The sequence below is a fragment of the Exiguobacterium sp. s39 genome, assembly GCF_018618925.1.
Lineage (GTDB): Bacteria > Bacillota > Bacilli > Exiguobacteriales > Exiguobacteriaceae > Exiguobacterium_A > Exiguobacterium_A abrahamii.
The window spans coordinates 26,808-46,881 of record NZ_JACSNA010000005.1; the positions used below are offsets into that span (position 1 = coordinate 26,808).

35 protein-coding genes are annotated in these 20,074 nt (G+C 46.9%); all 35 read left to right on the forward strand.

Translation table 11 applies throughout. The features are described from left to right. Positions 1 to 4 precede the first annotated feature (4 nt). The 35 genes from KNQ11_RS15725 (at position 5) to rplQ (ending at position 20,036) form a co-directional block, all read left to right on the forward strand. Positions 5 to 256, forward strand: coding sequence for a ribosomal L7Ae/L30e/S12e/Gadd45 family protein (locus tag KNQ11_RS15725; RefSeq protein ID WP_023466620.1), 252 nt, complete (start codon positions 5 to 7; stop codon positions 254 to 256). 125 nt (positions 257 to 381) lie between these two features. Then, complete coding sequence (rpsL, locus tag KNQ11_RS15730; protein ID WP_023466621.1) at positions 382 to 801, forward strand: 30S ribosomal protein S12; 420 nt, start codon at positions 382 to 384, stop codon at positions 799 to 801. 49 nt (positions 802 to 850) lie between these two features. Beyond that, the gene (gene rpsG, locus KNQ11_RS15735; protein WP_023466623.1) at positions 851 to 1,321 is read left to right on the forward strand and encodes a 30S ribosomal protein S7; all 471 of its coding nucleotides are present in this window, start codon (positions 851 to 853) and stop codon (positions 1,319 to 1,321) included. Positions 1,322 to 1,445: 124 nt separating this feature from the next. Beyond that, entirely contained in the window at positions 1,446 to 3,524 is a 2,079-nt protein-coding gene (gene fusA, locus KNQ11_RS15740) for an elongation factor G (RefSeq protein WP_050677142.1), read from the forward strand. A 117-nt stretch (positions 3,525 to 3,641) separates the two neighbouring features. Beyond that, positions 3,642 to 4,829, forward strand: a complete 1,188-nt coding sequence (tuf, locus tag KNQ11_RS15745; RefSeq protein ID WP_058266098.1) for an elongation factor Tu — start codon at positions 3,642 to 3,644, stop codon at positions 4,827 to 4,829. 316 nt (positions 4,830 to 5,145) lie between these two features. Continuing rightward, positions 5,146 to 5,454 (forward strand): 30S ribosomal protein S10, encoded by a 309-nt coding sequence (gene rpsJ, locus KNQ11_RS15750; protein ID WP_029343090.1) that lies wholly within the window; start codon positions 5,146 to 5,148, stop codon positions 5,452 to 5,454. Between the two features lie 68 nt (positions 5,455 to 5,522). Next, on the forward strand, positions 5,523 to 6,149 hold the full coding sequence (gene rplC / locus KNQ11_RS15755) for a 50S ribosomal protein L3 (RefSeq protein WP_023466629.1): 627 nt from the start codon (positions 5,523 to 5,525) through the stop codon (positions 6,147 to 6,149). A gap of 29 nt (positions 6,150 to 6,178) precedes the next feature. Continuing rightward, complete coding sequence (gene rplD, locus KNQ11_RS15760; protein WP_023466630.1) at positions 6,179 to 6,802, forward strand: 50S ribosomal protein L4; 624 nt, start codon at positions 6,179 to 6,181, stop codon at positions 6,800 to 6,802. After that, positions 6,802 to 7,086 (forward strand): 50S ribosomal protein L23, encoded by a 285-nt coding sequence (gene rplW, locus KNQ11_RS15765; protein WP_023466631.1) that lies wholly within the window; start codon positions 6,802 to 6,804, stop codon positions 7,084 to 7,086. Before rplD ends, rplW begins: the two co-directional genes overlap by 1 nt. A gap of 32 nt (positions 7,087 to 7,118) precedes the next feature. After that, positions 7,119 to 7,949, forward strand: a complete 831-nt coding sequence (rplB, locus tag KNQ11_RS15770) for a 50S ribosomal protein L2 (protein ID WP_023466632.1) — start codon at positions 7,119 to 7,121, stop codon at positions 7,947 to 7,949. Positions 7,950 to 8,012: 63 nt separating this feature from the next. After that, entirely contained in the window at positions 8,013 to 8,291 is a 279-nt protein-coding gene (rpsS, locus tag KNQ11_RS15775) for a 30S ribosomal protein S19 (RefSeq protein WP_012369013.1), read from the forward strand. A 20-nt stretch (positions 8,292 to 8,311) separates the two neighbouring features. Continuing rightward, positions 8,312 to 8,644 carry a 50S ribosomal protein L22 gene (rplV, locus tag KNQ11_RS15780; protein WP_012369014.1) on the forward strand — a complete coding sequence of 111 codons (333 nt, stop codon included), beginning with the start codon at positions 8,312 to 8,314 and terminating at the stop codon, positions 8,642 to 8,644. A gap of 12 nt (positions 8,645 to 8,656) precedes the next feature. Then, entirely contained in the window at positions 8,657 to 9,313 is a 657-nt protein-coding gene (gene rpsC / locus KNQ11_RS15785) for a 30S ribosomal protein S3 (protein ID WP_023466633.1), read from the forward strand. Between the two features lie 33 nt (positions 9,314 to 9,346). Next, the gene (rplP, locus tag KNQ11_RS15790) at positions 9,347 to 9,784 is read left to right on the forward strand and encodes a 50S ribosomal protein L16 (protein ID WP_012369016.1); all 438 of its coding nucleotides are present in this window, start codon (positions 9,347 to 9,349) and stop codon (positions 9,782 to 9,784) included. After that, positions 9,771 to 9,974: a 50S ribosomal protein L29 gene (gene rpmC / locus KNQ11_RS15795; RefSeq protein ID WP_012369017.1), complete on the forward strand. Its 204-nt coding sequence runs from the start codon at positions 9,771 to 9,773 to the stop codon at positions 9,972 to 9,974. Before rplP ends, rpmC begins: the two co-directional genes overlap by 14 nt. A 31-nt stretch (positions 9,975 to 10,005) precedes the next feature. Next, a complete protein-coding gene (gene rpsQ / locus KNQ11_RS15800; RefSeq protein WP_023466634.1) occupies positions 10,006 to 10,269 on the forward strand; it encodes a 30S ribosomal protein S17 in 264 nt (87 codons plus the stop codon). Between the two features lie 48 nt (positions 10,270 to 10,317). Next, on the forward strand, positions 10,318 to 10,686 hold the full coding sequence (gene rplN / locus KNQ11_RS15805; protein ID WP_012369019.1) for a 50S ribosomal protein L14: 369 nt from the start codon (positions 10,318 to 10,320) through the stop codon (positions 10,684 to 10,686). Between the two features lie 34 nt (positions 10,687 to 10,720). Beyond that, a complete protein-coding gene (gene rplX, locus KNQ11_RS15810) occupies positions 10,721 to 11,032 on the forward strand; it encodes a 50S ribosomal protein L24 (RefSeq protein WP_012369020.1) in 312 nt (103 codons plus the stop codon). 31 nt (positions 11,033 to 11,063) lie between these two features. After that, on the forward strand, positions 11,064 to 11,603 hold the full coding sequence (gene rplE, locus KNQ11_RS15815; RefSeq protein WP_023466635.1) for a 50S ribosomal protein L5: 540 nt from the start codon (positions 11,064 to 11,066) through the stop codon (positions 11,601 to 11,603). A 14-nt stretch (positions 11,604 to 11,617) separates the two neighbouring features. Further along, positions 11,618 to 11,887, forward strand: a complete 270-nt coding sequence (rpsN, locus tag KNQ11_RS15820; protein ID WP_023466636.1) for a 30S ribosomal protein S14 — start codon at positions 11,618 to 11,620, stop codon at positions 11,885 to 11,887. 31 nt (positions 11,888 to 11,918) lie between these two features. After that, positions 11,919 to 12,317: a 30S ribosomal protein S8 gene (gene rpsH / locus KNQ11_RS15825; RefSeq protein WP_012369023.1), complete on the forward strand. Its 399-nt coding sequence runs from the start codon at positions 11,919 to 11,921 to the stop codon at positions 12,315 to 12,317. A gap of 31 nt (positions 12,318 to 12,348) precedes the next feature. After that, positions 12,349 to 12,885 (forward strand): 50S ribosomal protein L6, encoded by a 537-nt coding sequence (rplF, locus tag KNQ11_RS15830; protein ID WP_023466637.1) that lies wholly within the window; start codon positions 12,349 to 12,351, stop codon positions 12,883 to 12,885. A gap of 37 nt (positions 12,886 to 12,922) precedes the next feature. Further along, positions 12,923 to 13,273: a 50S ribosomal protein L18 gene (gene rplR / locus KNQ11_RS15835; protein WP_023466638.1), complete on the forward strand. Its 351-nt coding sequence runs from the start codon at positions 12,923 to 12,925 to the stop codon at positions 13,271 to 13,273. A 22-nt stretch (positions 13,274 to 13,295) separates the two neighbouring features. Beyond that, positions 13,296 to 13,796, forward strand: coding sequence for a 30S ribosomal protein S5 (gene rpsE, locus KNQ11_RS15840; protein WP_023466639.1), 501 nt, complete (start codon positions 13,296 to 13,298; stop codon positions 13,794 to 13,796). An 18-nt stretch (positions 13,797 to 13,814) separates the two neighbouring features. Beyond that, entirely contained in the window at positions 13,815 to 14,000 is a 186-nt protein-coding gene (rpmD, locus tag KNQ11_RS15845; protein ID WP_023466640.1) for a 50S ribosomal protein L30, read from the forward strand. 35 nt (positions 14,001 to 14,035) lie between these two features. After that, positions 14,036 to 14,476: a 50S ribosomal protein L15 gene (rplO, locus tag KNQ11_RS15850; protein WP_035399353.1), complete on the forward strand. Its 441-nt coding sequence runs from the start codon at positions 14,036 to 14,038 to the stop codon at positions 14,474 to 14,476. Next, positions 14,476 to 15,765 (forward strand): preprotein translocase subunit SecY, encoded by a 1,290-nt coding sequence (gene secY, locus KNQ11_RS15855; protein WP_023466642.1) that lies wholly within the window; start codon positions 14,476 to 14,478, stop codon positions 15,763 to 15,765. Before rplO ends, secY begins: the two co-directional genes overlap by 1 nt. A 71-nt stretch (positions 15,766 to 15,836) precedes the next feature. Continuing rightward, entirely contained in the window at positions 15,837 to 16,484 is a 648-nt protein-coding gene (locus KNQ11_RS15860) for an adenylate kinase (protein WP_023466643.1), read from the forward strand. Beyond that, on the forward strand, positions 16,484 to 17,236 hold the full coding sequence (gene map / locus KNQ11_RS15865) for a type I methionyl aminopeptidase (RefSeq protein ID WP_023466644.1): 753 nt from the start codon (positions 16,484 to 16,486) through the stop codon (positions 17,234 to 17,236). Before KNQ11_RS15860 ends, map begins: the two co-directional genes overlap by 1 nt. A gap of 149 nt (positions 17,237 to 17,385) precedes the next feature. After that, a complete protein-coding gene (gene infA, locus KNQ11_RS15870) occupies positions 17,386 to 17,604 on the forward strand; it encodes a translation initiation factor IF-1 (protein WP_012369032.1) in 219 nt (72 codons plus the stop codon). A 33-nt stretch (positions 17,605 to 17,637) separates the two neighbouring features. Next, positions 17,638 to 17,751, forward strand: coding sequence for a 50S ribosomal protein L36 (gene rpmJ, locus KNQ11_RS15875; protein WP_003156543.1), 114 nt, complete (start codon positions 17,638 to 17,640; stop codon positions 17,749 to 17,751). Between the two features lie 20 nt (positions 17,752 to 17,771). Further along, positions 17,772 to 18,137 (forward strand): 30S ribosomal protein S13, encoded by a 366-nt coding sequence (gene rpsM / locus KNQ11_RS15880; protein ID WP_023466646.1) that lies wholly within the window; start codon positions 17,772 to 17,774, stop codon positions 18,135 to 18,137. Between the two features lie 16 nt (positions 18,138 to 18,153). Further along, on the forward strand, positions 18,154 to 18,549 hold the full coding sequence (gene rpsK / locus KNQ11_RS15885) for a 30S ribosomal protein S11 (RefSeq protein ID WP_023466647.1): 396 nt from the start codon (positions 18,154 to 18,156) through the stop codon (positions 18,547 to 18,549). Between the two features lie 137 nt (positions 18,550 to 18,686). Next, a complete protein-coding gene (locus tag KNQ11_RS15890) occupies positions 18,687 to 19,631 on the forward strand; it encodes a DNA-directed RNA polymerase subunit alpha (protein WP_023466648.1) in 945 nt (314 codons plus the stop codon). A gap of 33 nt (positions 19,632 to 19,664) precedes the next feature. After that, positions 19,665 to 20,036 (forward strand): 50S ribosomal protein L17, encoded by a 372-nt coding sequence (rplQ, locus tag KNQ11_RS15895; protein WP_023466649.1) that lies wholly within the window; start codon positions 19,665 to 19,667, stop codon positions 20,034 to 20,036. The last annotated feature ends 38 nt before the right edge of the window (positions 20,037 to 20,074 follow it).

Consider the following 20,074-nt stretch of genomic DNA (forward strand, 5'->3'; position numbering starts at 1 on the left):
CTTCATGTCTTACAAAAAAGTAGTCGGCGCAGATTTGAAGTTTGTCGGTCAAAAGCAAACGCTCAAAGCATTGCGATCTGGCAAGGCGTCGGAAGTGATCATTGCGGATGACGCAGATGAACACGTAAAACAAGCATTGCTCGATGCGGCGAAACAAGCTAACGTTCCAGTCGTGAATGTTCCTTCTAAGCAAGAGCTTGGAAAAGCTTGTGGAATCGATGTCGCAGCAACCGCTGTTGCCATTAAGAAAGTTTGATAATGCGTTTTGTGTGGCGATGGAATGCCTGAGCCACGCAAAACGTTTCATTATGACTTTCGATGAACCACCCGGCTCGGTGGTTTTGAAATTTGTCATGAATTCAGGAAGGGAGGATCTCAAAGATGCCTACTATCAACCAATTAGTCCGTAAAGGACGTCAATCAAAAGTTGTGAAATCAGATTCGCCAGCGCTGAACAAAGGGTACAACAGCTTCATTAAAGCTCGTACTGACATCAGCTCACCACAAAAACGTGGTGTTTGTACTCGTGTAGGTACAATGACTCCGAAGAAACCGAACTCGGCTCTTCGTAAATACGCACGTGTACGTTTGACGAACACAATGGAAGTAACAGCTTACATCCCAGGTATCGGCCACAACCTTCAAGAGCACAGTGTTGTTCTTATCCGCGGCGGCCGCGTAAAAGACTTACCAGGGGTACGTTACCACATCGTTCGTGGTGCGCTTGATACAGCTGGTGTTGACGGCCGTATGCAAGGTCGTTCGAAATACGGTACGAAACGTCCTAAAGTTAAAAAATAATCTAGATATCTTAAGATATCACCTCACTATATGAAAGGAGGGACTCGGAATGCCACGTAAAGGTCAAGCAGAACGTCGTGATGTAATGGCTGATCCGATCTACAACTCTAAACTCGTTACCCGCCTTATCAACCGTCTTATGTTAGATGGTAAAAAAGGTACTGCTCAACAAATCTTATACAAAGCTTTCGAAACTATCGCTGAACGTTCAGGTCGCGATGCAATGGAAGTCTTTGAAGAAGCGATGAACAACATCATGCCAGTTCTTGAAGTTAAAGCACGCCGTGTAGGTGGAGCTAACTATCAAGTTCCTGTCGAAGTTCGCCCAGAGCGTCGTACGACACTCGCACTTCGTTACCTCGTGAACTACTCACGTCTCCGTAACGAAAAAACTATGGATGCGCGCCTTGCTAACGAAATCATGGACGCTGCAAACAACACTGGTGCTTCTGTTAAGAAGCGCGAAGATATGCACAAAATGGCGGAAGCGAACAAAGCGTTTGCTCACTACCGCTGGTAATTCCGAAAATCACCACCTCATGCATGCCATTTTTAATGGAATTATGAGGTGGCTTTCGGGTATAGTCATGACGTGTGGCAACACACGACCACTAAACTAAAATGCGAAAGGAGAATGTTTAAAGATGGCAAGAGAATTCTCCCTTAAGAACACTCGTAACATCGGGATCATGGCTCACATCGATGCTGGTAAAACAACAACGACTGAGCGTATCCTGTATTACACGGGTCGTATCCACAAGATTGGTGAAACGCACGAAGGTGCTTCACAAATGGACTGGATGGAGCAAGAGCAAGAGCGTGGGATCACGATTACATCGGCAGCAACAACTGCTCAATGGAAAGGTAACCGCGTAAACATCATCGATACACCTGGACACGTAGACTTCACAGTTGAGGTTGAACGTTCACTTCGCGTACTTGATGGTGCGGTAGCAGTACTTGACGCTCAGTCTGGTGTTGAGCCACAAACTGAGACAGTATGGCGCCAAGCTACAACTTACGGCGTACCACGTATCGTTTTCGTTAACAAAATGGATAAAATCGGTGCAGACTTCTTGTACTCGGTTGGAACGCTTCGCGAACGCCTCCAAGCGAACGCACACGCGATCCAAATTCCAATCGGTGCGGAAGATGAATTCAAAGGAATCATCGACCTCGTCGAACAGAAAACATACATGTACGGCAACGATCTCGGAACTGACATCGAAGTGACTGACGGTTTCCCAGCTGATCTCGCTGATCAAGCTGAAGAACTCCGTGGATCATTGATCGAAGCAGTTGCGGATTACGAAGAAGAATTGATGATGAAATACCTCGAGGGTGAAGAAATCACAATCGACGAGTTGAAAGCGGCTATCCGTAAAGCAACTCTGACAGTTGACTTCTATCCTGTACTCGTAGGTTCGGCATTCAAGAACAAAGGTGTTCAGCTTATGCTTGACGCAGTTCTCGATTACCTCCCATCACCAATCGACGTAAAAGCGATCTCAGGTATCGACATGGATACGGATGAAGAAATCGTGCGTGAGTCTTCGGACGAAGCACCATTCTCTGCACTCGCGTTCAAAGTCATGACTGACCCTTACGTCGGTAAACTTACATTCTTCCGTGTGTACTCTGGTACAGCTTCGGCAGGATCGTACGTTAAAAACTCAACAAAAGGCAAACGTGAGCGTCTTGGACGTATCCTTCAAATGCACGCAAACAGCCGTGAAGAGATCCCGATGGTATACGCGGGTGACATCGCTGCAGCTGTAGGTTTGAAAGATACAACTACTGGAGATACGCTTTGTGCAGAGAAAGACAACGTCGTTCTCGAATCAATGACATTCCCAGAACCGGTTATCTCGGTCGCTATCGAACCAAAAACGAAAGCTGACCAAGATAAAATGGGTCAAGCCCTCGCTAAGCTTGCTGAAGAGGATCCAACGTTCCGCACTGAAACAAACCCAGAGACTGGTCAAACGATCATCTCAGGTATGGGTGAGCTTCACCTCGACATCATCGTTGACCGTATGCGTCGCGAGTTCAAAGTCGAAGCAAACGTTGGTGCTCCACAAGTAGCTTACCGTGAAACGATCCGCCAAGCGGCGAAGATCGATTCGAAGTTCGCTCGTCAATCTGGTGGTCGTGGTCAGTATGGTCACGTCGTCGTAGAATTCGAGCCGAACGAAGAAGGCGCTGGCTTCGAGTTCAACAACAAAATCGTCGGTGGTGTTGTTCCACGTGAATACATCCCAGCGGTTGAGCACGGAATCGAAGAAGCACTTCAAAATGGTATCCTTGCTGGTTACCCGGTCGTTGACGTAAAAGCTTCACTCGTCTTCGGATCGTACCACGATGTCGACTCAAACGAGATGGCATTTAAAGTTGCGGCTTCAATGGCAGTCAAACAACTTAAAGATAAGAGCGGCGCTGTTATCCTTGAGCCAATGATGAAAGTTGAAATCGTCATCCCAGACGAATACATGGGAGACATCATGGGTGATGTTACATCACGCCGTGGTCGCGTAGAAGGTATGGAAGCACGCGGTAACGCTCAAGTTGTCCGTTCAATGATTCCACTTTCTGAAATGTTCGGATACGCTACTGGTCTTCGTTCACGCACACAAGGTCGCGGAACGTACTCGATGCACTTCGATCACTACGAAGAAGTACCGAAATCAGTTGCGGAAGAAATCATCAAAAAAGCAAACGGCTAATCCTTCACAGGTTGTCACGCTTTTATGATTAGTGTAAGCTAAGGAAGGTGTACGTTATCTTACGACTCACCTTCCTAGTTATAAAAAATTATTAGACACATAGAGGAGGAATTCAGAATGGGTAAGGAAAAATTCGACCGTTCTAAACCGCACGTTAACGTTGGTACAATCGGCCACGTCGACCACGGTAAAACAACTTTAACAGCAGCTATCTCAGCTGTACTTGCAAAAGCACAAGGTAAAGCTGCAACTAAGTTTGACCAAATCGATGGTGCTCCAGAAGAGCGCGAGCGCGGTATCACAATCGCAACAGCTCACATCGAGTACGAAACAGAAAAACGCCACTATGCACACGTTGACTGCCCAGGTCACGCTGACTATGTTAAAAACATGATCACTGGTGCTGCACAAATGGACGGCGCGATCCTCGTTGTTTCTGCAACAGATGGTCCAATGCCACAAACACGTGAGCACATCTTGCTTTCACGTCAAGTAGGTGTTCCTTTCATCGTAGTATTCATGAACAAAGTTGACATGGTTGACGACGAAGAGCTTCTTGAGCTCGTCGAAATGGAAATCCGTGAGCTTCTTTCTGAGTACGACTTCCCAGGTGATGACCTCCCAGTTATCCAAGGTTCTGCTCTTGGCGCGCTTAACGGCGAAGCTAAATGGGAAGAAAAAATTCTTGAACTCATGTCAGCTGTCGATGAGTACATCCCAGAACCAACTCGTGACACTGAAAAAGACTTCATGATGCCAGTTGAGGATGTCTTCTCAATCACTGGTCGTGGTACAGTTGCTACTGGCCGCGTTGAGCGTGGAGTTCTTAAAGTCAACGACGAGATCGAAATCGTTGGTCTTCACGAAGAAACTAAAAAATCAGTATGTACTGGTGTAGAGATGTTCCGTAAGCTTCTTGACTATGCTGAAGCTGGCGACAACATCGGTGCTCTTCTCCGTGGTGTATCACGTGACGACATCGAGCGTGGACAAGTTCTCGCGAAACCAAACACAATCACACCACACAAAAAGTTCAAAGCGCAAGTTTACGTTCTTTCTAAAGAAGAGGGTGGCCGTCACACGCCATTCTTCGCGAACTACCGCCCGCAGTTCTACTTCCGTACAACTGACGTAACTGGTATGGTTCAACTTCCAGAAGGTACTGAAATGGTTATGCCTGGGGACAACATCGAAATGACTGTTGAACTCATCGCACCAATCGCTCTTGAAAAAGAAACTCGTTTCTCAATCCGTGAAGGTGGCCGTACAGTAGGCGCTGGATCAGTTACAGAAATCGTTGAGTAATTTTTAAGACAAAGGTCTTCCGTCTCCCGTGGCGGAAGACCTTTTTTCATTTCTTTGAAAACAGTCTTGCAACATGGTCTGACATCTTATATACTGAGGAAAGTGTTTGTGCGAGTGGTGAGAGACTTGAATACATATTCTATTTTATTAGTGCTTGCATTCTTGCTGGTGATTCAGTATGATAGAATATGTTGGTCACAAACACAACGCGATGAAGCGGGAGGTTATGACACACCAGGCGGCATTGCCATGGCTAGTGTGGAAATTTCCGCGGAGAATGTCTATTTACGAAATAGGCGAAAAGGAGGGAAATAACATGGCAAATGAAAAAATTCGGATCCGTTTGAAAGCATATGATCACCGCGTGCTTGATCAATCGGCTGAGAAGATTGTCGACACAGCAAAACGTTCAGGTGCTACTGTATCTGGTCCGATCCCACTCCCAACGGAGAAAGCGGTCTACACAGTACTTCGTGCCGTTCACAAGTACAAAGATGCTCGTGAGCAGTTCGAAATGCGTACACACAAACGTTTGATCGACATCGTTAACCCAACACCGAAAACTGTTGATGCGCTTATGCGTCTCGAACTTCCATCGGGCGTTGACATCGAAATCAAACTTTAATTTTTCTTCTATAGATAGTTGATACTAGCCAGAAGATCAAAATCATTCAATATTAGGAGGTGTATCTCATGGCTAAAGGAATCTTAGGAACTAAACTCGGTATGACACAAATCTTCAACGAGTCAGGCGAAGTCGTCCCTGTTACTGTCGTTTCAGTCGAAGGTAACGTTGTTCTTCAATTGAAAACAACGGAAGTTGACGGTTACGAAGCAGTTCAACTCGGCTTTGGTGATATCAAAGAAGGTCGTCAAAACAAACCGCAAAAAGGTCACGCTGCGAAAGCAAACGCGACACCTAAGCGCTTCATTAAAGAAATCCGTACATCAGTAGCAGATTTCGAAATCGGTCAAGAGATTAAAGCAGATACTTTCGCTGCAGGCGAAATGGTTGATGTAACAGGTACGTCGAAAGGTAAAGGTTTCGCTGGTGCAATCAAGCGTCACAACCAATCACGTGGTCCAATGGCTCACGGTTCGCGTTACCACCGTCGCCCAGGTTCAATGGGTCCTGTTGCTCCTAACCGTGTATTCAAAGGGAAATTGCTCCCTGGACGCATGGGTGGAGAGCAAATCACTGTTCAAAACCTTGAAATCGTAAAAGTTGATGCAGAACGCGGCTTACTCCTCGTCAAGGGTGCTATCCCAGGCGCACGTAAGAGCCAAGTTGTCATCAAAACTGCGGTTAAAGGCAACTAATCCGTTTGCAAGGAAAGGAGGAATAACGAATGCCTAAAGTAGCTTTGCTTAACCAAACAGGTACACAAGTTGGAGACATCGAGCTCGCAGATGCCGTTTTCGGAATCGAGCCAAATGAAGCAGTCGTATACGATGCAATCGTCATGCAACAAGCTTCACGTCGCCAAGGTACACATGATACAAAAGGTCGCTCGGAAGTTCGCGGTGGCGGCCGTAAACCATGGAAACAAAAAGGTACTGGTCGTGCACGCCAAGGTTCGATCCGTTCGCCACAATGGGTTGGCGGTGGAACAGTCTTCGGTCCAACACCACGTTCGTACGCTTACAAACTTCCTAAAAAGGTTCGTCGTCTCGCACTTCGTTCAGCACTTTCTTCGAAAGTCGCTAACAACGAGTTCATCGTTCTTGAAGGATTGACAATCGATGCTCCTAAAACTAAGGACATGATCGCAGTATTCGCTGCTCTTTCAATCGAACGTAAAGTTCTCGTCGTTACTGCTGATTACAACGAGTCAGTCGTTCTTTCAACACGCAACATCCCAGGTGTCACAGTCGTTGACGCTGCAGGTGTAAACGTCCTTGATCTTGTCGCTCATGACAAAGTCATCATTACGAAGGACGCTGTTGCGAGAGTAGAGGAGGTGCTTGCATAATGGCACACACACACGACATTATCAAACGTCCTGTCATTACTGAACGTTCAGTAAACCAAATGGCTGAGAAAAAGTACACATTCGAAGTAGACGTGAAGGCATCTAAGACTCAAATCAAAGATGCAGTTGAAGCGATCTTCGGAGTGAAAGTTGACAAAGTCAACACATTGATCTCAAAACCAAAAGCAAAACGCGTAGGTCGTCACGCTGGTTACACAGCACGCCGCAAAAAAGCGGTCGTCACGCTTACTGCAGATAGCAAAGAACTCGATTACCTCGGTTAATCGGAACTCTGTAGAAAAGGAGGGAACTCTCGATGGGAATTAAAAAGTTTAAACCGACCACTAACGGTCGTCGTAATATGACTGCACTTGACTTTGCTGAGATTACGGCTTCACGTCCTGAAAAATCGTTAACTGAAAAGCTTTCGAAAAAGGGCGGACGTAACAACCAAGGTCGCTTGACAGTACGTCACCAAGGTGGCGGACACAAACGTAAATATCGTATCATCGACTTCAAACGGAACAAGGATGGCATCGCTGGTCGTGTCGCTACAATTGAGTACGATCCAAACCGCTCTGCTAACATCGCATTGATCCACTACATCGATGGTGAAAAACGCTACATCCTCGCACCGAAAGGCTTGAAAGTAGATATGCAAGTCATGGCTGGACCAGAAGCTGACATTAAAGTCGGTAATGCTCTTCCACTTTCAAACATCCCAGTCGGTACGTTGATCCACAACATCGAACTTAAGCCAGGTAAAGGTGGTCAGCTCGTTCGCGCAGCTGGTACTTCTGCTCAGCTTCTCGGTAAAGATGGTAAATACGCAATCGTTCGTCTTCAATCAGGCGAAACTCGTATGATCCTTGCTACTTGCCGTGCAACAGTCGGCGCTGTCGGTAATGAAGAGCACGAGCTCGTCAATATCGGTAAAGCTGGTCGTTCACGCTGGCTCGGAAAACGTCCTACAGTTCGTGGTTCTGTCATGAACCCAGTCGATCACCCACACGGTGGTGGTGAAGGACGTGCTCCAATCGGTCGTTCGGGCCCACTTACTCCTTGGGGTAAACCGGCACTCGGATACAAAACTCGTAAGAAAAACAAAGCGAGCGATAAATATATCGTCCGTCGTTCTAAAAAATAATTACATGATTTCTGGACGGTTCGTAGGAACCGTTCCTGAATCATGCCAAAGGGAGGTACAACTATGGGTCGCAGCTTGAAAAAAGGTCCATTCGCAGATCACCATCTGCTCGCTAAGGTTGATAAAGCCAACGAAGCTGGTGACAAACATGTCATCAAAACTTGGTCACGCCGCTCGACAATCTTCCCAGAGTTCATCGGTCACACGATCGCTGTCTACGATGGTCGTAAACACGTACCGGTTTACGTGACAGAAGATATGGTCGGTCACAAACTTGGTGAATTCGCTCCAACACGTTCTTACAAAGGACATGCTGGAAACGATAAGAAAACGAAACGTTAATCTGAGGGGAGGTACTCATTATGCAATCAAAAGCATCGGCTAATATGGTTCGCATTGCTCCTCGTAAGGCACGTCTCGTAGTAGACTTAATCCGCGGGAAGCAAATCGGCGAAGCACTTTCGATTCTTGCTTACACGAACAAGGCAGCAACGCCAATCGTTGAGAAAGTATTGAAATCGGCAATCGCGAACGCTGAGCACAACTTCGACATGAACATCGAAAACCTCGTAGTCACTGAGGCTTACGTAAACGAAGGTCCAACGCTCAAACGTTTCCGCCCACGTGCAATGGGTCGCGCAAGCCGCATCAACAAACGTACGAGCCACGTTCACATCGTGGTATCTGAAAAATAAGGAGGGATTACCGTGGGTCAGAAGATTAACCCAACTGGTCTTCGCGTAGGTATCATCAAAGACTGGGAATCACGTTGGTTCGCAGATAAAGACTATGCTGATCTCCTTCATGAAGACTACGTAGTTCGTGAATATATCGAAAAACGTCTTAAAGACGCTAGTGTCTCTAAAGTAGAAATCGAGCGCGCAGCTAACCGCTTGAACATCTCACTTCACACTGCTAAGCCTGGTATGGTTATCGGTAAAGGCGGTTCTGAAATCGAAACACTTCGTAAAGACATCACTAACCTTGCAAAAGGCAAACGCGTTCACGTTAACGTCGTTGAAGTGAAAAACCCGGATGCAGTTGCTAAGCTCGTCGCTGAGAACATCGCTCGCCAACTTGAAGGTCGCGTATCGTTCCGTCGTGCTATGAAGCAATCAATCCAACGCTCAATGCGTTCTGGTATCAAAGGAATCAAGACTGAAGTTTCTGGTCGTCTTGGTGGCGCTGATATCGCTCGTTCTGAGAAGTATTCGGAAGGAACAGTTCCACTTCATACACTCCGTGCAGACATCGATTACGGTACTGCAGAAGCTGATACAACTTACGGCAAAATTGGCGTAAAAGTATGGCTCCACCACGGTGAAGTGCTTCCTACGAAAAAAGCAGCAGCAAACGAAGAATAATCCACATCCGTCTAGGGAAGGAGGCAACACAACATGTTGTTACCAAAACGTGTAAAATATCGTCGTGTTCACCGCGGCAACATGCGTGGTAAAGCGAAACGTGGTACTACAGTACACTTCGGCGAGTTCGGTATCCAAGCTCAAGAAGCTAGCTGGATCACTAGCCGTCAAATCGAATCAGCGCGTATCGCGATGACTCGTTATATGAAACGTGGTGGTAAAGTGTGGATCAAGATCTTCCCACACAAGCCATACACTAAAAAACCTCTTGAAGTCCGAATGGGTTCAGGTAAAGGTGCTCCGGAGGGCTGGGTAGCAGTCGTCAAACCGGGTAAAGTAATGTTCGAAATCGCAGGAGTATCGGAAGAGATCGCACGCGAAGCTCTCCGTCTTGCATCACACAAACTTCCAGTAAAATGTAAGTTCGTAAAACGTGAAGAAAATGGTGGTGATACGAATGAAAGCAACTGATCTCCGTCAGCAAACAACTGAAGAGCTTAACGGTAAAGTCGGTTCGTGGAAAGAAGAGTTGTTCAACCTTCGTTTCCAACTCGCGACTGGTCAGCTTGAGAACCCTGCTCGTATCCGTGAAGTGCGCAAGTCGATTGCACGCGCGAAAACCGTTCTTCGTGAACGCGAACTCGGCATCAACAACGCATAATTCACTCGGATTCTGAGAGGAGGAACACTCAATGGAACGCACTAACAACCGCAAAGTGTTAACTGGACGCGTCGTTTCTGACAAAATGGACAAAACGATCGTAGTTACAGTTGAAACAAAAGTAAAGCACAAGCTTTACGGCAAACGCGTAAACTACTCTAAAAAGTACAAAGCGCATGATGAAAACAACACAGCTAAAATCGGTGATGTTGTACGCATTCAAGAAACACGTCCATTATCTAAGGACAAACGTTTCCGTCTCGTAGAAGTCATTGAAGAAGCAGTAATCATCTAAACTCTAATTAGTTCGGGTGAATAAACATCCGGAGGGAGGTACAATCGTATGATTCAACAAGAATCTCGCTTAAAAGTAGCAGACAACTCAGGAGCTCGTGAAGTCTTGACGATCAAAGTCCTCGGTGGTTCTGGTCGTAAAACTGCTAACATCGGTGACGTTATTGTTTGTACAGTAAAACAAGCAACACCAGGTGGCGTTGTCAAAAAAGGTGAAGTTGTACGCGCAGTAGTCGTTCGTACTAAACGTGGCGTTCGTCGTAAAGACGGTTCGTACATCCGTTTTGACGAAAACGCAGCAGTCATCATCAAAGATGACAAAAGCCCACGTGGCACACGTATCTTCGGACCAGTCGCACGCGAACTTCGTGAAAAAGACTTCATGAAGATCGTCTCGTTGGCACCGGAAGTACTTTAATTCCAAAGAATTCCTACAAGGAGGTGCTCTAACGATGCATGTCAAAAAAGGTGATAAAGTTCAGGTTATGACTGGTAAAGACAAAGGCAAACAAGGCGTTGTCCTTACAGCTATGCCTAAAAAAGATCGCGTAATCGTCGAAGGCGTTAACATGATCAAAAAACACTCAAAACCTTCTCAACTCAACCCGCAAGGCGGAATTGTCGAGAAAGAAGCACCGATTCACGTATCGAACGTTATGCTCATCGACCCTAAGACAGGTAACCCAACACGCGTTGGTTTCACTGTGGTTGACGGCAAGAAAGTACGTATCGCTAAAAAATCGGGCGAAGCTTTAGATAAATAAGAAGATTTAAAGAAAGGAGGTCCACTTTCTGATGAACCGTTTAAAAGCTAAATACCAAGACGAAATCGTCAAAGTAATGATGGAGAAATTCAATTACAGTTCTGTAATGCAAGCGCCGAAAGTCGATAAAATCGTAATCAACATGGGTGTTGGTGACGCTGTTACGAACTCTAAGGCACTTGACATGGCAGTTGAAGAGCTTCAGCTCCTCACTGGTCAGAAACCACTCATCACGAAAGCTAAGAAATCAATCGCTGGTTTCAAACTTCGTGAAGGTATGCCAATCGGTGCGAAGGTTACACTTCGTGGCGAGCGCATGTACGAATTCCTCGACAAGTTGATCAACGTGTCACTTCCACGTGTACGTGACTTCCGTGGCGTATCGAAAAAATCTTTCGATGGCCGTGGTAACTACACGCTAGGCGTGAAGGAACAATTGATCTTCCCAGAGATCGACTACGATCGCGTATCGAAAGTCCGTGGTATGGACATCGTTATCGTAACTACTGCTAACACGGATGAAGAGTCACGTGAGCTTCTCACTGCACTCGGCATGCCATTCCAAAAATAAGGGAGGTCGACAACATGGCTAAGAAATCAATGATCGCACGTGAAGTAAAACGTCAAGCACTCGTTGAGCGCTACGCTGAAAAACGCGCAGAATTGAAAGCACAAGGCGACTACATCGGCTTGAGCAAACTCCCACGTAACTCTTCAGCGGTTCGTTTACACAACCGTTGTAGTATCACTGGCCGTCCACACGGTTACATTGGTAAATTCGGTATCAGCCGTATTAAGTTCCGTGATCTTGCTCATAAAGGTCAAATCCCTGGTGTTAAAAAAGCAAGCTGGTAATTCATTAAAGTTGTGAAAGGAGGTACATCGCATGGTTATGACAGATCCGATTGCAGATATGCTTACACGCATTCGTAATGCAAACATGGTTCGCCATGAGAAGTTGGAAATGCCAGCTTCTACAATCAAACGTGAAGTCGCTGAAATCCTCAAACGTGAAGGTTTCATCCGCGATGTTGAATATCTCGAGGACAGCAAACAAGGTACGCTCCGCGTATTCCTTAAATACGGCGCAAGCAACGAGCGCGTCATCACTGGACTCAAACGTATCTCGAAACCAGGTCTTCGCGTTTACGCGAAAGCTGATGAAATCCCGAAAGTACTCGGTGGTCTCGGAATCGCTATCGTTTCAACATCTAAAGGTGTAATGACTGATAAAGAAGCTCGCCAACAAAAAGTCGGCGGCGAAGTGATCGCATACATCTGGTAATACACGCATAAAAAGAACGGAGGTGTCTTAAATGTCACGTATTGGTAAAAAGCCAGTCGTCATCCCAGCAGGCGTTACAGTAACAGTTGAAAACAACACGGTTACGGTAAAAGGTCCTAAAGGGGAACTCTCACGCGAGTTCAGCCCAGCTATGGCGATCAACGTAGAAGGTAATGAATTGACTGTCACTCGTCCGAACGACGAGAAAGCAAGCCGTACGATCCACGGAACGACTCGTGCGCTTATCGCGAACATGGTCGAAGGTGTAAGCAACGGTTTCGCTAAGACACTCGATATCCAAGGTGTTGGTTACCGTGCACAAAAGCAAGGTAACAAAATCGTACTCAACCTCGGTTACTCACACCCAATCGAGTACACTCCGGAACAAGGCATCGAAGTCGAAGTTCCTACGAATACGCAACTCATCGTTCGCGGAATCAGCAAAGAACGTGTTGGTCACGTCGCTGCATTGATCCGTTCGTACCGTCAGCCTGAGCCGTACAAAGGTAAAGGTATTCGCTACAGTGATGAAGTCGTTCGTCGTAAAGAAGGTAAAACAGGTAAGTAATTCGCGAATGCGAATTGACCGGAAAGGAGTGGCATAAATGATCTCAAAGGCAGATAAAAACGCTACGCGTAAAAAACGTCATGGTCGTGTCCGTCGTACAATTATCGGGACTGCAACACGTCCACGTATGAACGTATTCCGTTCGAACAAGAACATTTACGTACAAGTCATTGACGATGCAACACATGCAACACTCGCATCTGCATCATCACTCGACCTTGAAAAAGGCAACACGACTGACGCTGCGGCAGCAGTTGGTAAGCTCGCAGCTGAGCGCGCTCTTGAAAAAGGTATCGAAACAGTCGTTTTCGACCGTGGAGGATATCTCTATCATGGACGTATCAAAGCTGTAGCTGAAGCAGCTCGTGAAGCTGGTCTCAAATTCTAATAGAAAAGGAGGGAACCTCTACATGCGCCAGTTAGAAATTAACATGGATCAACTCGAAGAACGCGTTGTTACCGTAAACCGCGTCGCGAAAGTAGTAAAAGGTGGCCGTCGCTTCCGTTTTGCTGCCCTCGTCGTCGTTGGTGACAAGAATGGTCACGTAGGTTTCGGTACGGGTAAAGCTCAGGAAGTGCCTGAAGCGATCCGTAAAGCAATCGAAGATGCTAAGAAAAACATGGTTAACGTTCCAATCGTTAACACAACAATTCCACACGAAGTCAACGGTGTATTCGGTGCAGGTCACGTCTTCTTGAAGCCTGCTTCTGAAGGTACTGGAGTCATCGCTGGTGGTCCAGTTCGTGCGGTTCTCGAATTAGCGGGAATCAACGACATTCTTTCAAAATCACTTGGATCAAGCACTCCAATCAACATGGTTCGTGCGACTGTCGAAGGTCTCACATCACTCAAACGTGCTGAAGAAGTTGCGAAACTCCGCGGTAAAACCGTCGAAGAACTTCGCGGTTAAGAAAGGGAGGGAAAACAGATGGCGAAACTCGCAGTTACCCTCACACGCAGCATGATCGGTCGTCCGGAGAACCAACGCGTTACTACTCGTACGCTTGGTCTCCGTAAGATGCACCAGACTGTTGTCGTACCTGACAACGCTGCTATGCGTGGGATGATTAACCACGTGTCACACTTAGTGACAGTAAAAGAAATTCAAGAGTAATAGTTCGATATAATTTTATGAGGAGGTGCCCCACTATGAAACTCCATGAATTGAAACCAGCTGCTGGTTCACGTTCAGAACGCAACCGTGTAGGTCGCGGTATGTCTTCTGGTAACGGTAAGACTTCTGGCCGTGGTCACAAAGGTCAAAAAGCTCGTTCAGGCGGTGGTGTTCGTCCAGGTTTCGAAGGTGGACAAAACCCACTTTACCGTCGTTTACCAAAACGCGGCTTCAACAACCCAACTCGTAAAGAGTTCGCGGTCATTAACCTTGACACACTCAACCGTTTTGAAGAAGGAACTGAAGTCACTCCAGAACTTCTTGTCGAGACTCGTGCAGTCAAAGGCATGAAAGACGGCGTGAAAATTCTTTCTAACGGTAAGATCGAAAAGAAACTAACAGTCAAAGCTCATAAGTTCTCCGACGCTGCGAAGCAAGCAATCGAAGCTGCCGGCGGTACGGTTGAGGTGATCTAATGTTTCAAGCGATCTCCAATATGTGGCGCGTAGCTGACATTCGTCGGCGCATTCTCTTTACCTTGGCATTGGTTATCGTGTTCCGGATTGGAGCACATATCCCGGTGCCGATGGTAAACACGGAAGTGTTCAAGATTGACCAGAATGGTATTCTTGGTTTCTTGAACTCGTTCGGCGGGAATGCTTTGCAGAATTTCTCACTCTTTGCGATGGGAATCATGCCGTATATCACGGCCTCGATCGTTGTCCAACTCTTACAGATGGACGTTGTTCCAAAGTTTGCCGAATGGGCAAAACAAGGAGAGGCGGGCCGTAAGAAGTTAGCAACGGTAACGCGCTATGGAACGATCGTACTCGGCTTAGTCCAAGCGTTTGGAATCGCGCTTGGATTTAACCGTATTTACCCAGGTCTTGTCGACGAACAGTTCGGCACCTGGACATACGTTATGATTGCACTCGTATTGACAGCGGGAACAGCATTCTTGATGTTCATTGGTGAACTCATCACGGAGAAGGGCATTGGTAACGGGATATCAATGATCATCTTCGCTGGGATCGTCGCGGGCTTCCCGAATGCATTCCGCCAGATTTACGAAACGAAGCTCCAAAATGCAGGGGATGCTTTGTTTGTAAACGTGCTTTATATCGTACTCTTGCTTTTAATCATCATCGCGGTCATCGTCGGAGTCATCTATGTTCAGCAAGCTGCACGTAAGATTCCGATTCAGTACGCTAAGCGTACGGTGAACCGGACACCAGTTGGCGGTCAATCGGCACACTTGCCGATCAAATTGAACGCTGCCGGTGTTATTCCAGTCATCTTCGCGGTGTCGTTCATGGTGACGCCACCAACGATTGCGAGTTTCTTTGCAAGTCCGGAGACGGCAACGAAGATCCGTGACATTTTCGACTATACGAGTCCAATCGGTATGTCGATCTATGTGGCACTGATCATCGCGTTCTCGTACTTCTACACATTCGTTCAGGTTAATCCGGAACAAATGGCAGAGAACCTTCAAAAACAAGGCGGATACATTCCTGGTATTCGTCCTGGTAAGCAAACGGAGCAGTACATCACGAAGATTCTATACCGTCTGACATTCTTCGGTTCACTTTTCCTCGCTGTCATCGCGGTGACGCCGACATTCTTTATTAAGTTTGCTGGCTTACCGAACTCGGTGCAGATTGGTGGAACGAGCTTGTTGATCGTCATCGGTGTAGGACTAGAGACGATGAAACAGATTGAAAGTCAATTGGTTAAACGACACTACAAAGGCTTTATCCGATAAGGCGGGAGGAAGGGGACCATCCCTTTCCTTTCTGTTGTGTCTATAGAGCTATAGAAGTGGAGGCTACCGACATGAATCTAGTATTGATGGGTTTGCCGGGTGCTGGTAAAGGAACGCAGGCTGCGAAAATCATCGAAGACTATGCGATCCCCCACATCTCGACAGGCGACATGTTCCGCGCGGCGATCAAAGATTCAACGCCACTCGGACAAGAAGCGAAATCATACATGGATAAAGGGGAACTCGTTCCGGACGAAGTCACAATCGGCATCGTACGTGAGCGTCTCGCCAAAGAAGACTGTGCAAATGGTTTTCTCCTTGACGGTTTCCCACGCACAGTGAAACAAGCAGATGCTCTTGAAGCATTACTTGAAGATCTGGGCAAACAAATTGATCACGTCATCCACATCGGTGTAGACCCGGAGAAACTTGTCCCTCGTTTGACAGGTCGCCGGATTTGCCCAACTTGCGGAGCAACGTATCATGTTCTCTACAACCCACCAAAAGTGGAGGGGATCTGTGATATCGACGGATCAGCACTTGTACAACGTGAAGATGACCAAGAGGAGACAGTACGTCGTCGCTTGGAAGTCAACGTCGCTCAAGCGCAACCTTTGATTGACTTTTACGCAGAAAAAGGGTATCTTCGTAATTTGGACGGTGATCGTCCAATCAACGATGTATATTCCGATGTTCAGGCACTCCTTGGTGATCAGTAATGATCATCACGAAAGCGCCGCGTGAAATCGACATCATGCGTAAAGCAGGACAAATCGTCGCCCGGACGCATAAGGAGCTTCAAGCTCACATTCGCCCAGGTATCACGACGGGGCAACTCGACGCGATCGCTGAACGCTATATTCGAAGTCAAGGGGCAACACCATCGTTTAAAGGGTATAATGGTTTCACGGGTAGCATCTGTGCTTCCGTGAACGAAGAGCTTGTCCATGGTATTCCGGGAGATCGTGTACTTCAGGACGGTGACATCATCTCGATTGACATCGGAGCAGAGTACAATGGGTATCACGGAGATTCAGCCTGGACATATCCGGTAGGTACAATCTCTGAAGAGACGAAGCGGTTACTTGACGTAACTGAAGAATCTCTGTATAAAGGATTGGAGCGCGCCAAAGCTGGCGTGCACCTGACAGATATTTCGCATGCGATTCAGTCACATGTTGAAGCTGCGAATTTTTCTGTAGTCCGCGAATATGTGGGCCACGGCGTGGGACAAAATTTGCATGAAGATCCGCAAATTCCACATTATGGACCACCGGGGAAAGGGCCGCGCCTGAAAACCGGCATGACACTGGCAATTGAGCCAATGGTTAACGTCGGGAAACGCTATGTTCGCACACTATCCGACAATTGGACGGTAGTGACGGTGGACGGTAGCATGTGCGCCCACTTTGAGCACACCATCGCCATCACAGACGACGGCTACGAGATCTTAACGGTCGATGCAGAGTGAGCTGTGCGCGTTATTGGTGTCACCTTTCTATAAGCCAGTATCCACTCGTGTTTGTGACCGATGATCTCTCAATGGCTCTTGTAGAAAGCCCCTAGCGCTACAAATCGTCTGGGCTCCCAATCAACTTTATAGAGAAAGGGGTATAATTGATGGCGAAACAAGATGTAATCGAAGTGGAAGGTACGGTTATCGAGCCGCTTCCAAACGCGATGTTTAAGGTGGAGTTAGAAAACGGCCACACGGTCCTCGCGCACGTCTCAGGAAAAATTCGGATGCACTTCATTCGGATCTTGCCAGGAGATAAAGTAACGGTTGAGTTGTCACCATACGACTTGACTCGCGGACGGATCACATACCGTTTCAAATAAAAACTCCGATTTTTTCAGGAGGAGGTATTCACAATGAAAGTAAGACCTTCGGTTAAACCGATCTGTGAAAAATGTAAAGTTATCCGCCGTAAAGGCAAAGTAATGGTTATTTGCGAAAACCCTAAGCATAAACAAAAACAAGGGTAATTAAACAAGGAGGTGCACACATGGCACGTATTGCTGGTGTAGATATTCCACGTGAGAAACGCATCGTCATCTCACTCACTTACATCTATGGTGTTGGTAAAACGACTGCTCAAAAAGTCTTGAAAGAAACTGGTATCTCTGAAGATACTCGTACTCGCGACTTGACTGAGGAACAATTGAACCAACTTCGTGATGGTTTAGACAAAATCAAAGTTGAGGGTGACCTTCGTCGTGAAATCTCACTCAACATCAAACGTTTGATCGAAATCGGTTGCTACCGTGGTGTTCGTCACCGTCGTGGTCTTCCAGTTCGTGGTCAAAACACTAAAAACAACTCGCGTACTCGTAAAGGTCCACGCCGTACAGTAGCGAACAAGAAGAAGTAAGGGAGGGTAAACTAAGATGGCAAAACGCAAACAGAACGTTCGTAGTAAACGTAAAGTCAAAAAGAATATTGAATCTGGTATCGTGCATATCCGTTCAACATTCAACAACACGATCGTTACGATCACTGATATGCAAGGGAATGCAATCTCTTGGGCAACTGCAGGTAACATGGGCTTCAAAGGCTCACGTAAATCGACTCCTTTCGCTGCACAAATGGCATCTGAAACAGCTGCTAAAACAGCAATGGATAACGGTATGCGTACTGTAGAAGTTAACGTTAAAGGTCCTGGTGCAGGTCGTGAAGCAGCTATCCGTGCTCTTCAAGCAATCGGTCTAGAAGTCACTGCAATCCGTGACGTTACTCCAGTACCACACAACGGTTGCCGCCCTCCAAAACGTCGTCGCGTGTAACCCGTCTTGTACTGCAGAGCGGGGATTCGAGTAGACTTTTGTTGATCGTTTGACCAAGCAAGGCAGTAGAAACGTACACAAGGCGGTTGGCGATTGAACGCGATGGCCAACATGACGATATTCAAGGAGGGGTTCAGATGATCGAAATCGAAAAACCGAAGATTGAAACGATCGAGTTAAGCGAGAACGCTACGTTTGGTAAATTCGTAGTTGAGCCGCTTGAGCGTGGATTCGGTACAACGCTTGGTAACTCATTGCGTCGTATCCTATTGTCTTCACTTCCGGGTGCTGCAGTCACTGCAGTCCAAATCGATGGCGTTCTTCATGAGTTCTCGACGATTGATGGCGTTGTAGAAGACGTTACCCAAATCATCTTGAACCTTAAGAAACTCGCCCTCAAAGTGTACTCGGAAGAAGAGAAAACGCTTGAGATCGATATTCAAGGCGCTGGTGTTGTCACTGCTGCGAACATTACGCATGACAGCGACGTCGAAATCCTCAACCCAGAACTTCACATCGCAACGCTTGCAGAAGGTGCATCACTTCATATGCGTCTTACAGCACGCCGTGGTCGTGGGTATGTTCAGGCTGAAGATAACAAACGGGACGATATGCCAATCGGTGTAATCCCAATCGACTCGATTTACACGCCAATTCAACGTGTAAATTATCAAGTTGAAAAAACACGTGTCGGTCAAGATGCGAGCTTCGATAAGTTGACGCTAGATGTTTGGACGGACGGTTCAATCCGCCCTGAAGAAGCAGTGTCACTCGGTGCGAAAATCATGACAGAACACTTAAACATCTTTGTTGGTCTTACAGACGAAGCGCTCCATGCTGAAATCATGGTCGAAAAGGAAGAAGATCAAAAAGAAAAAGTACTCGAAATGACGATCGAAGAACTCGATCTCTCAGTTCGTTCGTACAACTGTTTGAAACGCGCTGGTATCAACACGGTTCAAGAACTCGCGAACAAGAGCGAAGACGAGATGATGAAAGTCCGTAACCTCGGACGTAAATCACTCGAGGAAGTTCAAGCGAAACTCGACGAACTCGGACTAGGCTTGCGCAAAGAAGACTAATACTATTAATTGCACGAAGGAGGGAATCCATCCATGGCATACTCGAAATTAGGCCGTACAAGCTCACAACGTAAGGCACTTTTGCGTGACCTTGCGACTGATCTCATCATCAATGAGCGTATCCAAACTACAGAACAAAAAGCGAAGGAACTTCGTCCAGTCGTAGAGAAACTCATCACTTTAGGTAAACGCGGTGATCTCCACGCTCGTCGTCAAGTTGCATCGTTCGTTCGCCGTGAAGCTGCTGGTCAAAACGCAGAGGGCAAAGCACAAGACGCGATCCAAAAATTATTCGCTGATGTGGCTCCACGTTTTGCTGAGCGTCAAGGTGGTTACACACGCATCATGAAAATGGGACCACGTCGTGGTGACGGCGCAGAAATGGTCATCATCGAACTCGTTTAATCCTCATTAAATGATTCGCCATAAAAGGGCAGTGCGTA

Bases quoted from the DNA above. Each gene is read 5' to 3' on its own strand.
- tuf (WP_058266098.1), top strand. From the start codon at position 3,642: ATGGGTAAGGAAAAATTCGACCGTTCTAAACCGCACGTTAACGTTGGT.
- rpmD (WP_023466640.1), top strand. From the start codon at position 13,815: ATGGCGAAACTCGCAGTTACCCTCACACGCAGCATGATCGGTCGTCCG.
- rplR (WP_023466638.1), top strand. From the start codon at position 12,923: ATGATCTCAAAGGCAGATAAAAACGCTACGCGTAAAAAACGTCATGGT.
- rplE (WP_023466635.1), top strand. From the start codon at position 11,064: ATGAACCGTTTAAAAGCTAAATACCAAGACGAAATCGTCAAAGTAATG.
- rpsL (WP_023466621.1), top strand. From the start codon at position 382: ATGCCTACTATCAACCAATTAGTCCGTAAAGGACGTCAATCAAAAGTT.
- rpsE (WP_023466639.1), top strand. From the start codon at position 13,296: ATGCGCCAGTTAGAAATTAACATGGATCAACTCGAAGAACGCGTTGTT.
- rpsG (WP_023466623.1), top strand. From the start codon at position 851: ATGCCACGTAAAGGTCAAGCAGAACGTCGTGATGTAATGGCTGATCCG.
- rplC (WP_023466629.1), top strand. From the start codon at position 5,523: ATGGCTAAAGGAATCTTAGGAACTAAACTCGGTATGACACAAATCTTC.
- KNQ11_RS15725 (WP_023466620.1), top strand. From the start codon at position 5: ATGTCTTACAAAAAAGTAGTCGGCGCAGATTTGAAGTTTGTCGGTCAA.
- rplO (WP_035399353.1), top strand. From the start codon at position 14,036: ATGAAACTCCATGAATTGAAACCAGCTGCTGGTTCACGTTCAGAACGC.
- rplX (WP_012369020.1), top strand. From the start codon at position 10,721: ATGCATGTCAAAAAAGGTGATAAAGTTCAGGTTATGACTGGTAAAGAC.
- KNQ11_RS15890 (WP_023466648.1), top strand. From the start codon at position 18,687: ATGATCGAAATCGAAAAACCGAAGATTGAAACGATCGAGTTAAGCGAG.
- rplQ (WP_023466649.1), top strand. From the start codon at position 19,665: ATGGCATACTCGAAATTAGGCCGTACAAGCTCACAACGTAAGGCACTT.
- map (WP_023466644.1), top strand. From the start codon at position 16,484: ATGATCATCACGAAAGCGCCGCGTGAAATCGACATCATGCGTAAAGCA.
- infA (WP_012369032.1), top strand. From the start codon at position 17,386: ATGGCGAAACAAGATGTAATCGAAGTGGAAGGTACGGTTATCGAGCCG.
- rplF (WP_023466637.1), top strand. From the start codon at position 12,349: ATGTCACGTATTGGTAAAAAGCCAGTCGTCATCCCAGCAGGCGTTACA.
- KNQ11_RS15860 (WP_023466643.1), top strand. From the start codon at position 15,837: ATGAATCTAGTATTGATGGGTTTGCCGGGTGCTGGTAAAGGAACGCAG.
- rpmJ (WP_003156543.1), top strand. From the start codon at position 17,638: ATGAAAGTAAGACCTTCGGTTAAACCGATCTGTGAAAAATGTAAAGTT.
- rpsN (WP_023466636.1), top strand. From the start codon at position 11,618: ATGGCTAAGAAATCAATGATCGCACGTGAAGTAAAACGTCAAGCACTC.
- rpsQ (WP_023466634.1), top strand. From the start codon at position 10,006: ATGGAACGCACTAACAACCGCAAAGTGTTAACTGGACGCGTCGTTTCT.
- rpsJ (WP_029343090.1), top strand. From the start codon at position 5,146: ATGGCAAATGAAAAAATTCGGATCCGTTTGAAAGCATATGATCACCGC.
- rpsK (WP_023466647.1), top strand. From the start codon at position 18,154: ATGGCAAAACGCAAACAGAACGTTCGTAGTAAACGTAAAGTCAAAAAG.
- rpsH (WP_012369023.1), top strand. From the start codon at position 11,919: ATGGTTATGACAGATCCGATTGCAGATATGCTTACACGCATTCGTAAT.
- rplW (WP_023466631.1), top strand. From the start codon at position 6,802: ATGGCACACACACACGACATTATCAAACGTCCTGTCATTACTGAACGT.
- fusA (WP_050677142.1), top strand. From the start codon at position 1,446: ATGGCAAGAGAATTCTCCCTTAAGAACACTCGTAACATCGGGATCATG.
- rplD (WP_023466630.1), top strand. From the start codon at position 6,179: ATGCCTAAAGTAGCTTTGCTTAACCAAACAGGTACACAAGTTGGAGAC.
- secY (WP_023466642.1), top strand. From the start codon at position 14,476: ATGTTTCAAGCGATCTCCAATATGTGGCGCGTAGCTGACATTCGTCGG.
- rpmC (WP_012369017.1), top strand. From the start codon at position 9,771: ATGAAAGCAACTGATCTCCGTCAGCAAACAACTGAAGAGCTTAACGGT.
- rplV (WP_012369014.1), top strand. From the start codon at position 8,312: ATGCAATCAAAAGCATCGGCTAATATGGTTCGCATTGCTCCTCGTAAG.
- rpsS (WP_012369013.1), top strand. From the start codon at position 8,013: ATGGGTCGCAGCTTGAAAAAAGGTCCATTCGCAGATCACCATCTGCTC.
- rpsM (WP_023466646.1), top strand. From the start codon at position 17,772: ATGGCACGTATTGCTGGTGTAGATATTCCACGTGAGAAACGCATCGTC.
- rplB (WP_023466632.1), top strand. From the start codon at position 7,119: ATGGGAATTAAAAAGTTTAAACCGACCACTAACGGTCGTCGTAATATG.
- rplN (WP_012369019.1), top strand. From the start codon at position 10,318: ATGATTCAACAAGAATCTCGCTTAAAAGTAGCAGACAACTCAGGAGCT.
- rplP (WP_012369016.1), top strand. From the start codon at position 9,347: ATGTTGTTACCAAAACGTGTAAAATATCGTCGTGTTCACCGCGGCAAC.